This is a genomic window from Shewanella polaris (genome assembly GCF_006385555.1).
GTDB lineage: Bacteria > Pseudomonadota > Gammaproteobacteria > Enterobacterales > Shewanellaceae > Shewanella > Shewanella polaris.
Genome location: NZ_CP041036.1, coordinates 725163 through 738837, shown reverse-complemented (window position 1 = coordinate 738837; position 13675 = coordinate 725163). Strand labels below are relative to the sequence as shown.

The 13675-nt window shown below is 38.4% G+C and carries 12 protein-coding genes; 5 read left to right on the top strand and 7 right to left on the bottom strand.

The annotated features are described in order from the left end of the window. Nucleotides 1–374: 374 nt before the first annotated feature. Entirely contained in the window at nt 375–626 is a 252-nt protein-coding gene (locus tag FH971_RS20490; protein ID WP_137222965.1) for a hypothetical protein, read from the top strand. Nucleotides 627–1139: 513 nt separating this feature from the next. After that, nucleotides 1140–2477: a bile acid:sodium symporter gene (locus FH971_RS03160; RefSeq protein ID WP_137222967.1), complete on the top strand. Its 1338-nt coding sequence runs from the start codon at nt 1140–1142 to the stop codon at nt 2475–2477. Between the two features lie 276 nt (nt 2478–2753). Here the strand turns inward: FH971_RS03160 and FH971_RS03155 are convergent, their stop codons facing one another. The 3 genes from FH971_RS03155 to FH971_RS03145 form a co-directional block, all read right to left on the bottom strand. Then, a complete protein-coding gene (locus FH971_RS03155; RefSeq protein WP_140233318.1) occupies nt 2754–3257 on the bottom strand; it encodes a GNAT family N-acetyltransferase in 504 nt (167 codons plus the stop codon). A gap of 114 nt (nt 3258–3371) precedes the next feature. Beyond that, nucleotides 3372–3845, bottom strand: coding sequence for a tRNA (N6-threonylcarbamoyladenosine(37)-N6)-methyltransferase TrmO (tsaA, locus tag FH971_RS03150; protein WP_137222971.1), 474 nt, complete (start codon nt 3843–3845; stop codon nt 3372–3374). Nucleotides 3846–4131: 286 nt separating this feature from the next. Continuing rightward, nucleotides 4132–4833, bottom strand: a complete 702-nt coding sequence (locus FH971_RS03145; RefSeq protein ID WP_140233317.1) for a CPBP family intramembrane glutamic endopeptidase — start codon at nt 4831–4833, stop codon at nt 4132–4134. Between the two features lie 534 nt (nt 4834–5367). Here FH971_RS03145 and FH971_RS03140 point away from each other — a divergent pair. Beyond that, nucleotides 5368–5859, top strand: coding sequence for a DUF1097 domain-containing protein (locus tag FH971_RS03140; protein WP_140233316.1), 492 nt, complete (start codon nt 5368–5370; stop codon nt 5857–5859). Nucleotides 5860–5997: 138 nt separating this feature from the next. On the opposite strand, the gene FH971_RS03135 is transcribed toward FH971_RS03140, so the two are convergent. Beyond that, nucleotides 5998–6732, bottom strand: coding sequence for a ZIP family metal transporter (locus FH971_RS03135; protein WP_140233315.1), 735 nt, complete (start codon nt 6730–6732; stop codon nt 5998–6000). Between the two features lie 9 nt (nt 6733–6741). Beyond that, nucleotides 6742–7182, bottom strand: a complete 441-nt coding sequence (locus FH971_RS03130) for a ferritin-like domain-containing protein (RefSeq protein ID WP_140233313.1) — start codon at nt 7180–7182, stop codon at nt 6742–6744. A gap of 622 nt (nt 7183–7804) precedes the next feature. Here FH971_RS03130 and FH971_RS03125 point away from each other — a divergent pair. Beyond that, nucleotides 7805–8410, top strand: a complete 606-nt coding sequence (locus FH971_RS03125) for a hypothetical protein (RefSeq protein WP_140233311.1) — start codon at nt 7805–7807, stop codon at nt 8408–8410. 537 nt (nt 8411–8947) lie between these two features. Here the strand turns inward: FH971_RS03125 and FH971_RS03120 are convergent. Beyond that, nucleotides 8948–9967, bottom strand: a complete 1020-nt coding sequence (locus tag FH971_RS03120; protein WP_140233310.1) for a GGDEF domain-containing protein — start codon at nt 9965–9967, stop codon at nt 8948–8950. A 655-nt stretch (nt 9968–10622) separates the two neighbouring features. On the opposite strand from FH971_RS03120, the gene FH971_RS03115 reads away from it, so the two are divergent. Then, on the top strand, nt 10623–12656 hold the full coding sequence (locus FH971_RS03115) for a multiheme c-type cytochrome (RefSeq protein WP_140235506.1): 2034 nt from the start codon (nt 10623–10625) through the stop codon (nt 12654–12656). Nucleotides 12657–13302: 646 nt separating this feature from the next. Here FH971_RS03115 and FH971_RS20685 read toward each other — a convergent pair. Beyond that, nucleotides 13303–13440: a hypothetical protein gene (locus FH971_RS20685; protein ID WP_420853467.1), complete on the bottom strand. Its 138-nt coding sequence runs from the start codon at nt 13438–13440 to the stop codon at nt 13303–13305. Nucleotides 13441–13675: the final 235 nt, after the last annotated feature.

The following is a 13675-nucleotide window of genomic DNA, read 5'->3' as shown; positions in this document are numbered from 1 at the left end:
TTTGAGTTGATATCACAAACAAACTCAGAGCCTGTAACAATTCCGAGCGTCCCTGTGCATTGATATTTTCCGCGAAGGGACACCCAATTAGCATTAATTTCCAGTTGTATTGCGGGAACGCCGTAAGATGATGAAAGTTTGGTAACGGTTTGTTGTTTGGAAACAACAAAGTGATTTAATGAAATATTCGTTTTCTGTAATTTGATAATGCTATAAACGTTGAATCATAATTCAAAATAATGTGAGTGCCCAAAATCAATTAGCCATTTCAAGCAGCGCTTCTTATTAGAAAACGATAGCTAATTTTAGCGTAATCCTGCAGTTTTTATTACAATAGGCATAAGCACTTAACAAACCGTAAAGTAAACAACCAGATGGCAAAACCGAATAAGAAAGGCCCTTCTCGCACCGTCGACATCTTCTGTGCTAAGTGTAAAACTCAATTATTTAAGTATCGCAAAGGGGGCAAAGGGGCCTTAATCAAATGCTTCAAGGAACGTATTGTTGAAGACTACACCAAAGCCCTGGGCACATGTCCAGAATGTAGCCAGGTATTTGCCCGAGATACGTTAGTCAGAGGCGCCCCAGCATTAAAAATGGTGGGTGGAAAAGTTACATTTAAATAATCCCATAGCATCATAGGTAACATAAGCATCATGGCACTCATGTGAACTTCACCCCCAGAAAGCCAAACATGGCAACCATTCACTAACAAAAAAAGCGGGTTCAGACCAGCTTTGCACACAATACGGGCTTCAATGGTCTGAGTAACCATTTTTTCTATTCACTTTTACTGAAATAGTATCAGTAGCCAAAAACTTGATAAAACCCGCTCTTCCGCACTAAGCCTGTCATTCATATATGACAATAACCAACATCCCTATCAAGATCTAAATTGCATTTAGAGCATAAAAAATATCAATTAAATAAGAAAACATTACCAAAGCGGTTTTCGACTTTACATCACATTGACACACGTTCTTAGAAAGTGTTAACTTACCCTGTATGTGGCATATGCCAATAACATGGATGGTAAATGAGTTTTTTATTGGGATTTTAGGGTAATTAAGCTTTCACATGAATATCGTAATTACTTTGGCAGATAGTTCAATCCGACTTAACAATATAATGAGACTGCAATGAATAAGCTTTCCTGGCTGCAAAAAAATCTCGTAATAAGCATTCCTATCACTATGGTGATAGCCCTAATTTATGGTTACTTTAATGACGTTAGCTACCTAAAGAACTTAATCATACCGCTTACCTTCTTGATGGTACTGCCAATGATGATTAACTTACCCATTCGAAAAGTATTTGAGGGTGGCGACCTAAAGGTACAACTGGCTACTCAGTTTATTAACTTTGCAATCACACCATTTTTAGCTTTTGCCATCGGTTTGTATTTTTTTCCAGACAATCACTACTTAGTTTTAGGAATATTATTGACTGGGCTTTTACCTACATCAGGTATGACTATCTCATGGACAGGCATGGCAAAAGGGAATATACCGGCTGCAATTAAAATGACCATTTTTGGCTTGTTATTGGGGTCTTTACTGACGCCAATATATATCAACTTGTTAATAGGAGAAAATGTAGACATAGATATGATGAAGATGGTTCAGCAAGTCGTCATCATCGTACTCATTCCACTTATTATTGGTCACTTGATACAACGTGCGCTTATTCATTTCTATGGTATGAGTCACTATCAAGAAAAACTCAAAAGTAAGTTTCCACCATTTTCTACTCTAGGCGTGCTGGGCATTGTGTTTGTTGCCATGGCGCTGAAATCTAAAACTATCATTGGCTCCCCTATATTACTCGGCCAAATATTGCTTCCATTAGTCCTGTTATATTTAGCAAATTTTTTACTTAGCACCATAATAGGAAAATTGCTGTTTAAAAGGGGAGATGCAATCGCATTACTTTACGGTACTGTTATGCGTAACCTGTCGATTGCACTAGCAATTGCTATGACCGCTTTTGGTGAAGAAGGCTCAGATATTGCACTAGTGATCTCTCTAGGCTATATCATCCAAGTGCAAATGGGAGCTTGGATTGTCAAACTAACAGATCGTATTTATGGAAAACCCGCCCCTTCAGTGGCCGAAGATTTTGTTCATATGGGCATATTCTCACTGCATCAAGATGATACCTTAAGGCAAGCTATCCAGTTGCTTTCTGAAGAGAAAATCCATTCCCTTGCGGTGCTTGATAATCAACAAAAAATACAAGGTTTAGTGTCGATGGAACAGATCATTGATTCCGTTGCAGACGGGGCTGATTTGGATAACCCTTTATCTGTTTTACCGTTAACAAATGCCCTCTTGGTTGACCTACAACAACCAATCGCTAGCATAGTCAATGATATGAAACGCACTCATACTTATAAAATTGTTGTCACTAACAAAAAAGGTGAAGTTGAAGGCATAATTTCTGGTTTAGATATTCTCGAATATTTATCACGAAAATAACCAAAGCACCTAATTGATTAACGTTCAACGGTAATTTGAATAGCCTCTCGTGGCTATTCAAATTCATCAGTAATACATCAAACAACCTACTCGCACATTGTTCCCCTCAACAAAACAAAATACCGAGAAAAATACTATGCCGAAGGCACAAAATAAACAGTGATAAAAAAGTGTGACCAGTAAACTGACTATCGCTTCTTCTGGCTCTGCTCTCTACCAATAAATAAAGGCAACTAAAGACTGGCTAAATGATATGTGAACTTCTGTTTTATGAGCCTAGCGAGGGTTTATCTGCATTACGACTTTTTCTTTAAAGGTAGCATCTGAATAAAATTGAGTGACTAAGTTAGCAGCATCAATCGCAGTACGCTGAATTAACGGCACCGCGCGCTCAGTGGCGGTAACATAAGCACGAACATCATTATGGCGGGCTAACAAAGGTTGAATAATATCTTTGTACATCACATCAGCAACTAAGCTTGCATAACCCTTTTTACGATGCTCAGGCATGGTAACAAAATGCACCACGCCCAAATCTTGATATAAATCCCCCTCATACAAGGTAGTTTTATCCGTTCGAGCTTCATAATTTTCAAGTAAACCATAAGCAACCAGCTCTTTATTAATATACAGCTTTACCATTTCAGCCTGCGTACCATAACGTAATTGCTCATGTTCCGTGAGCCACTGAAATAAGTACCACATTTTCATATTCACTGGCCCTAAAGCAAGCAACTCTTCAGCGCAGGTATTAGCATTACAATATTCGAAGCGTTGCATTAGCGGCCTATTAAATTTAAGGAGCTCAAAAGCTGAAACTAAAACTACGTTTTCGCCAACCAGAATCAGGAATCATGTTAACGTTAAATTAATTAGACCTTAGCTTGTCACTTATTAAGCGAAACGATCATCAGAAAGAGTCGTTTTGGGGTCAAAGCCTTGTTCATACCAGCCATCTTTGGTGTCTTTAATATTATCGAATGATTGGATATAGGGTTTGATATCAATGATCGGTGTGCCGTTAAGCAGATCAATCCCTTTAACAAAAACGCGACCTCCTTCAATACGATCAATTTCAACAATGCTCAGCCCAATAGGGTTCGGACGTTTTGGCGAGCGAGTGGCAAAAATACCGCGATGTTCAGTGTCTAAGAATGGTTTAACCTTCAAAGCTGAACCTTTAGCTTTGTGAATATGAAACAATACATAGATATGCGAGAAGCCATGGAGGTCATCCAGCCCCTCGACAAACTCTTCATGGATTATGAGTTCGGCAATATCATTTGAGATCCCTGCACTTTGTAAAGGTACATTGTCAATTTCTTCAAATGGGGTTTTAGCATAGCCAATGGGATGAAAAGTAATCATATTTTCTCGTTTTCCTGAAATGAAATCGCATATTGATACAGGCCTTCCGGTGCATGTGCACATCGGATGCTCATTAATAATCCACTTGCAATAATAACAGATGATTTTGGGATGTTATGAGATTATCAGCACTAATGGGGCTAAAAATACTCTGTCAATTCGCCACTGTAATGACTCAAGAACAAAGCTCAACGTGCCTCATAACTAACCCTGACATTCATTTTTATAATCATCGATAACTGTTATATATGGGCAAGTTTATTTCGAAAATTTATTAATGAAACGATTAATAGACAGAATAATAAAACGCGGAAAAGCCAAATGCTAACTCAATCAATAAATGAAATGTTAACGCAGGCCATAAGCTGCGAGTTTTAATCGTTAGATAAGACAATAAAGGCGAGGCGAAAATCATACCTACAGCTTCATAGATAGGTTTTTTAATGTGGAATAATACTTCAAAGATACACACAATAACGGTCATGATAATAGCGGCCGCCACAGGATTTAGTTTGTAATGCTTGGTTAAACAATATTGACCACCACCCAATAAAAACCCGCGATGAAGGACTTCCCAGCCTATTATGGTCGAAGCAGTAAAAATCAGAAAACGCTGAAACTTACCAGCTTCTCTTAGCGCGTCTAAAGAGCGACCATGGCGATAGTGAGATAAATAATCTGCTGCAAAAAATTGTAGGTAAACAAATAAACAAAGCAGAAGACCAAAAAAGAAAGCCATCAGCAGCAGGTTTTCACGATTAATTGTAGGTTTAGAGAAATACAGTTGTTTTAACGGTATCGCCAGCAGAAAAACGAGAACAAATGGAAAGATTAACCGACTTATAATCCAATAACCTTTAACCCCTCCCGAAGCTAAAAAGCTATTGCTGACATACACACCAACCACCTGCAGTAGTAGTATTACTATTAATAATATGCAGAATGGAGCCGCCATTTTGACACTAATGCTCTGGTCTTGGTGAGGCATGCTTGTTATTTCCTATTATGCATTTGTATCGCATTTTTGGGGGCTGATATTGACGCCACAGTTTCTTATGTGGGCGTCCTTATTGTCAACAACATAAACTCATTAAGGAGACGCACTGCTTACTTATGTACCAACCATATTAAGTGACAAACTCTGGCTCTACGATGTTTTACCACTAAATATTCCATATTGCGTAAACGAAAGACATAGACTCACTATCATCACTGAGAACACCGTTAAATCACGATCCAGGCTCCCTCATAATATCCACTGTAACCATTAATGATGATAAGTAACGCCACAATTTTATTGGATAAAACCATCAAGCACTGTGGGTAAACCTAAACTTGCAAAACTTAAATAATCCGAAGCTAAATACGCCAGCGCCTACCAAGTTCCAGGATATTTTGTTTTATTAGCATTTACTATTATTTGCGAACTGGATCGACTTTTATAAAACTAAACTGCATGGCTTTCTTTTATTGTGCTAAATTTAGAACTCACCGTTCTTATTTTTACGTTATAGAGGCGACCATGGCTAATCGTTGGCAAATTGCAATTTCTGCAGGTTTTTTAGCGGCTGTTTGGGCTGGTCTTGCTGATGTATTTCAACTCGTGACATGGGTTGGCTTTCTCGGTTGCAGTACTTTTTTTGCTCAAACAGAAACAGGCGCCAAAGGGATGATAATGGCGATAATGACTAATCTTTCTGGTGTATTCTGGGGATGGTTAATTATTGCAGGTAGCGGAGTGCTGGGCTCGCCAATGATCAGCTATGCGTTAACAGGCATTGTTACTGCATTTATGTGTTTACAAGCCAGTCATAAAAACTTCGCTTTTATTCCCGGTACGTTTATTGGTTGTTGTATCACATTTGCCTTAAATGCCGATATAGCAGCAATTATTCCGCCGCTTGTTATAGGTGCCGCACTGGGTTACAGCATGAGCCTACTCACAGGCTTATTGATAACGTTAACGGATAACACCACTGAATCGTTGAAAGATGAAACGGTAGAAGATATCTAAGCAGATTAGTTACCTACTGTTAATACAATATAAAGCTTGTTCAACATTCAATAACAACACAACGTCACTCGGCCTAACCTATTTGTTAGGCCCCTAATCTATTAGTTAGTCAATTGTTTAACTGGATTCATAATTTAATTAACCTTTTGAAAGTACTATTATAATAGCAACCAGTATCCCACCACCCAATGCAACAAAACTGTATTTTTTGTGTTCTTGTTCAGCTTTAGGTAAGAGGTGTGTTGCCCCAACATAAATGAGCGCACCCGCTGACAATGACAACAAAGCCCCCAACATTGGTTTATCAATTTGATTGATGAGTGGAAATGAGACAAGCATACCTACCGGGGTGGTTAATGCGGCTGCAAAAAAAGAAAGAATCACCGCTTTTCGTTCACTAAACCCTCCTTTTACCAATAAAAGATAGGTAATGATGCCTTCAGGGAATTCATGTAAAACCATGCCCGCAGTGGCGAGAAAACCAGTAAAAATACTCACGGTAAACGCAATAGAATAGATAAACCCATCGATAAACGAGTGAAAACCAATACCCACCATTGGTACAAGTCCAATGCCATATTGCTCTTTTTCAGGGTCTTTCTGGCATACAAATGCGGTAACAAAACGATTAAATAAATGTAAGCCAAAAAATCCAACTAATAGATAAGGTGCTGCATTAGGGTTCATTGACAATGATTTAGGAATAATGTGAAGAAACGACGCCGATATTAATACACCTGCAGCAAAACACATAAAATAGGTAATATTGCGTTGCCCCCAATCTACATACTTACGTACTGTATATATACCAACTGTAGTAACAACAGCGGCAAGAGAACTCGTGGCAAGGGCCGTCCAAAATGTATTTTCCATGTTAACAACCTACTTACAGCATTGTCCGCGTCGATTTTGCTGTCCTCGACCGCCTCTCTCCACGCAACGCTGAAAAGCGGGAAGATGATTTTCTTTTGATGCTCTTTGTAATTGCTTTAGCACTGCTTGAATATCAGGATAACCTATTGTTAACTCAAGTAGCCTGTCATACATTTGTGCATTTTCAATTTCGTCTGCAACGCCCAATTGACATGCTTCAAGAATAGTTGCGGGTGTTTTTATGCGTGAATCCCAATCATCAATAGGAATAGCAACATTGTATTTAACAAATAAGGGTAACAAGGCTTCAATATGACGGCCTTCGGCTGCGACTATGTTTATGAAAGGTCGTATTTCACCAAATTTATTAATGACTGCTCGGTATGTTGCGCGTGATTTATACTCATCATTGATTGCTTCTATGAGTGCATTGTTTACATTTTCTGACATCGTTCCCCCCGAAAGAGTAGATGAGATGATGTTGGAGCCTAATGCCTAGAGCTGACAAAAGTGGGCTTAAATGGAACACCCGCTGTTTTTAGTCTCTGTTGATTTTCTTATTAGTTAACGATAACGCTAATAGCTTTTGAAATCCACATTCGGCTTTATTTTGTTCGGTTTTAAAAATTGAACGCCACAATAGATAAGCCAATAACTATTCATCAAGTATCCAACTTTCCAGATGGACAGTAAAGCAGCCAACTAGTCCAAACCACCCATTTTTAGAGTGCTGTTACCTGACAAACCAATTGGCTCATTAAATGCCAGAATTCCACCCTCTTGTGTGAGGTGTAGACTGTGAAGGTATACCTCCAATAATGAGCTGAAACTTGCTGGCGTTATTTTTATGTCTGCTAGGCAGCATAAGACCATCCATCAATAAATATGGGGAGCATGTTATTCTAGAAAACAATGTTATTTTCTCGCTCGTTTATGCTCCTCAATTGTTAGATAAAGCTTGTAAGGAAGAGATCTTATTACTGGTCATACAGATAAAAAGGTTGCATCACTGATAAATGAATTGCGTTTGGAAGAAGAAAAGCGATGAGTGATATTGAAGAGGATAAATACAATGAATATTGATACTGGAGACGGGATAAATGTTGATATCAGTTATATTGCAGAACAAAATCACCGCTATGCCATTCACCTGTCTACTTTTCAAAATGTGATTACTTACCATAACGGCACTTATGAAATTGCGAATATCGGTGAACATAGTCCTTTCGAAACGGTTGATTTCTGGCGTAACATTTCGCTTGCCGCAGAGATTTTGCTCAAAGCTTGCCTGTTAAAGCATAATATCCTTTTTTTCAAAAAAAGGGCCCATAGTGAATATGGTGAAACAGTCACCGCTTTAAGTAATGTATGGTTGGATGGAATACTAAAAAAACTAGAGATCAATTATGTCGCACAGATCAACACAGGGACAATCAGTACGGCACTAAAAAATGCTGAAAATAAGCTTTTTGAACAAATACAACTTCCTCCACAAAACACCAAACTGATCAGTCAGATGTTCTATGTCATTATCCGTACCCGGCGCAATCGCAATAGTCATTTCTTTTTCCCTAACCAAAGCCATATAAATATTGCCGAAATAGAGATGCTGTTTCTACCGCTTTTAAATCAGCTTGAAGAGGTCTATGGCTTGCCATCGTATCAAGATGAAAATTAAGGTGAGTGTCTTTGTCATTTTATATAGATATTGCCGACGTAGAAATGTTATTTCAGCTACGTTGAAATCTGCTTGAAGAAGTCTATTGTTTCCATCGGATCAATAAGAAGATTACGGTGGATGCCTATGTCATATTTACTTCATAAAACTAAACCATAATATCAATCCTTATTAGAATATGATCTATTTTAGGCTGCGTCACTAGGCCCAGTACAATGAAAATGACTGTAGGTGTAGTCTTCTACATCAAAGTCATTTGAAACAGTAATGGGGGTTGTGACACCGCCCCGAAGGGCGAATTTATCAGAGTGGTCTTTTTTGTTAGCCTTTCTTAACGTACGACTGCATGGATGCAGGAGGTAGAGCAACGCAGGAGCAGTTGCCGAGAACGACTATGTCTTCAAAAGGCTGCCTCAAATACCTCACTGATAATTTTCGCTAAAAGAGCAAATTCTAATGCGGATTGGAATAAAATAGCCACCAACAATTGTTGCTGACTACACTTTATTTGTTATTACTGGCTCTTGGTTGATCACTTTAGTGAGAAACAACTTTATTACGTCCTAATTCTTTCGCTTTATAAAGCCGTTCGTCAGCGGCTTTATAAACCTGCGATAACTGACTGCCATCATCGGGCCAACGTGCAACGCCAATACTGATACTAATATTGAGTTTATTATCATCAACAGTTGTAATCTTATCTATCGCAATGCGCAAACGCTCTGCGATTTGCTCAGCCTGTTGCAAACTCGTATTAGGAATTAACATGCAAAATTCTTCGCCACCAAAACGAAAAGCCCAATCATTCCGACGACGCATATCGTTGATTAATTTGGATACCTCAACCAATACCTTATCACCCACATCATGACCAAACTGATCATTAATCTTTTTAAAATAATCAAGATCAAGTAATAACATAGACACTGATTGTTGTTTATCAGGCAAACTTTGGCACAGCATCTCGAAAATAGAATCTAACAATAAACGATTATTTAACCCTGTTAACGGATCAACTGATGCCATTTGTTGCAAACGCTCTACTGCTTCCGCTCGCTTAGATTCATAACTAAAAGACAATGCCCAAATGGCCGCTAAACATAAAGCAATATTGGCAATAGTGATCGGATAAATATCAGCAATATTGAACAACAAAGCGTAAATCAAAATAGCCACACCTGTAGCCATATACACACTTGTATATATCGTTCCTAGCTTAATTCCCAATAATAGATATGACAAAACGGGGATAATAAACAACCAAGTAAACAACCCAGAATTAAATGAGGCACTATAAATACCAATTAAAATAACCGTATAGAGGGAAAATAAAAATACTGAACACCACAAGGTAAGATTAGGTGTACTCTTATGAATAACCAGAATACCAATACAAAGACACACCACAACTAGTTCAACCATGGCATACACTTTGAAACCGCTAAACCAGTTATTAACCACAAAAATACTGCCAGCTACAATAATGACGATTAACACTGCCTTTAACACTGTGCGACGATATTCAAGTTCACTTGCCCATAAATTAGAAATGCTCATTAATGTTGTATTCCAGTGTTGTGATTACAGCGACTAACACTCGTAGACCATGTGTTTGTCTAAATGTTGATAAAGAGATTTGAAAGATTAGCCCAATAATTAACAATTGGCTAAAATATTAGATAGTTATAACTTAACTGCGCATTAATCAACCATTTTGTTAACAACATCAATCCATACATTTGAGACAATATCAGTATTTAAACAACTTCAGCGGGTCCGAATACGCTTATATTCTTTACTGGGCATCGAAGCATAGCGATATTATTTTTCACGATTTTATATAACCCAGAAACATGTAAATGTAGCTTTTCATTAGCACAAATTAAAATTTCAATCTCAAATAAAAATTAACCTACCACCAACCTAACCTTAACCAAACCTTAAGCCAACCTTAAATGAATATTAATTTAAAGTGATGATTCAATTGGTTTTTATAAATATCAATAAAATGAGACATACCTCCAAAGTAATAGGCGCTAATTTGATCTCAATCAATTAATTTACATTAGATTAACAGCAAAATCGGTCCCGAGCCGATATTCAATTTGAGCTCACATAATAAAATATAGAACCAGTTATGGCTAATGAACTAAGCAAAGTTTAATACCATAAAGAGTCCAATATTCTTTATTGGATCAAACGGAGAGTTATGATGAAACGTTTTAAATCTAAAAAACTAGCTTATCTAGTCGCATTAGCGCTGACTAGTTTGTTAATGGGATGTGATGGGGATGACGGTGCCGCTGGTGTTGACGGTGTTGACGGTGTTGACGGTCAACCTGGAGATTCTTGGACATTACCAGTGGTAACCAGTTCAACCGAAACTAATGTGAAAGTAATAAACTATATACTTGGCGAAGGTTCTATTAGTTACGAATTTGAGGTCACTAACGAAAACGGGGAACTTGTTAACGGGCTCATAGATGCTGAAGGTAAAGTTGCGGCTCTTACTGATAAAGGTTTTATTAACAACCGTAATGAAGATCCCATCAATGAAGTCGCAGACAATATTCATATTGGTGGTGCGGTAACGATGAGCACTGAAGGGGCAACATTAACCGCTCTTGGTGACGGTCACTACCAATTTACAGCACCTATGTTAGGTGTAAATACTGGAACTGAAGGTATTGTATGGTTGCGTGTTGGTGGCAATAGCGAATCAGGGATAGCCAGATCTTATGAGCTAGTAGTAAATAAGCCTGAAGGAGCTTTTTCTACCACTACCGAAGCTTGCTATGCCTGTCACGTTGACTACTCAACGAGTCCAAATCGTCATGCCAGCTATGTAGCTCAAGGCATGGACGGTGAAGTCACTTTCGTTGAAGGTTGTTTAACCTGTCACGGCTCTGTTAGTCGCGACATGGTGAATGAAGAAGGGTTTTCAACAGGTAGCTACGCAAGTAATACTCTGTCTAAAATTGGCCACATTAACCACCAAGAGTTCGAAACAGGCTTTAGTGTCATGAACTGTAGTTCTTGTCACACTGAACCAACTATAAACATCAATGTTGCAGGTCCTGGTTGTATTGATTGTCATGACACTGGTGACATTGCAGGAGATATCATTCCTGGTAACGGTTCTGACTTACGTGCGTTACATGAAGCAAAAAGTGCTATCACCTCTAACAAAGCGCTCGCAGATACCTATAAGGTTACTGGTACCGCACCTGCATGGTTCTCAGATTCTGGTGATGCAGGCCAATGGTGTACGACGCTGTCATTATTCGAAATTGACGCAGCAACAGGGGCTGAAACATTAGTTAACATACATGATTTGTTCGACGAGTCACAAACGACTCATAATCCAGACAAGCCAATTAACTATGTAGGTTCATACTTCCACGGAGTTTATAATAACAGTGTTATTGGCCGTATTACTGATGCTTATGAATACAGCTATGACGCAGAAGGTCGCAAGACTATGTGTTATGCAATATCCGCAGGTCATGGCTTACCACCTGTCGCTGGCTCAACTCCAGACCTATCAGCTTGGCCTGATGCTGGCTTAATGGCATCATTACGTGTCAGTTTTACCGCCAAAGACTACATGGGTGCTGAAGCTGACGTTGTTACTATACATGGATACACGGATGTTACATCACAGGCTGATGGGTCAGTAACTGATTACGATCGTCGTCACAGTGTAGGCACTGACTCTTGTACTACTTGTCATAACAACCTTAGTAACTATCACAAAAACGGTAACTTCGCTAACGGTGGTTTAGGTTGTGTCGCTTGTCATAACAACGGTCAAGACCGTAGTGCAAAAAATTCTGCTCCAGGCTTTGGTCCAATGGTTCATAGTATGCATTGGGGTGTGGGCAGCGAGAAGTTAAATGACGATGGTACACCTAACGTTGCAAGTGTTATAGCACCACAGACCAGCTGTGTAGCGTGCCATGATAATGGTGTTGTTGACTTAAAAACTGTTCCAAATCAGTTCATGAGAGCTAAAGCATTCAACGATGGTGATTCAACCAAAATGGCCAGCCCTATCACGGCGAACTGTTTTGCATGCCATAATGACGATTATGCATTAGCTCATATGGTTCAAAATGGAGGTACTACTACTGAAGAAGTACCTGCTACTGAATGGTATAAGTTAAACGCAAGTGAGTCATGTGCAACTTGTCATGCTGAAGGACGAAGCTCAGGTATCGAGAAATACCATAACTTTACACGTTAATCCTTAACGGATTAAACTAAAGTTTAGCTATAAAATACATCCCCCATAAACAAAAGGAGTCTCCCACCAGACTCCTTTTTACTTATTTTTTCAAGCGCTTATCAATTAACCCTGATATTCATCACATGAATAATCTCCTCCCAATTTAACTCTAATAACCTTCTGCACTATTCAAACAAGTCAATTGAACGCAAATCATCAACAAACTAAGCACCTTATGGAAAATGGTGAGCAATACGGTAGATTTAAAGCAGCACTATCAGCTTGATTGATATCAAGCTGGATATGGGGTTAGTTATATAATTCTAGTTTTAGTTATTAAGCCTTAAACACAACCAACGTTGGCTGTTTGATGCGCCTTGTCGTCGCTTTCGTTCTTCATGCTCACATTATTTTGTTAAGTTGAATAACGTGCCAAATTCTGTGGTTATTTTTAACCAGTTTTTAATCGGAATATTCAGCCTATTAAGAATATCTTGGCTACCTGAGCTTATTGCGCCGCGTTTCTTAATCTGATCAATGTTTCACTTTATTAGCATCGACTTTAACAACATGTAAGTGATTGTTCCCTGCTTATTAATAAGAATGCATAAGCACAAATATCAATGGCAAAGATGGTAGCAAATTCAAGTATACGAGAATCACCCTATTCACAACGATGTTCAATATTCTCGCCTGTCGAGTTATCAATGCCACACAGAAAAGCTTTACGCACAACTCGTGAGCAACAATGATAATAAGGTGTGTCTTCTAAGCTAACGATAGTTTGTCTTGGTTTGGCCATCTTTAATAACCATTTTGAAAGGGTAATTAAAGCGCTATTTGTTATTTAACCAATAATCTTGGGTGGTCATGCTTAGTGGTTTTTAATAAAATCAAGAATAATAACCATTATATTTTTCAATTAAATTCAATGATTTAGGTTTACTTTTAAAAACACTAACATTGACATGCTAAGCGTTATGGGACTACTGTATAAAATATATCGCGAAAGTGTGTGGTAAATATTTAACAGCGCA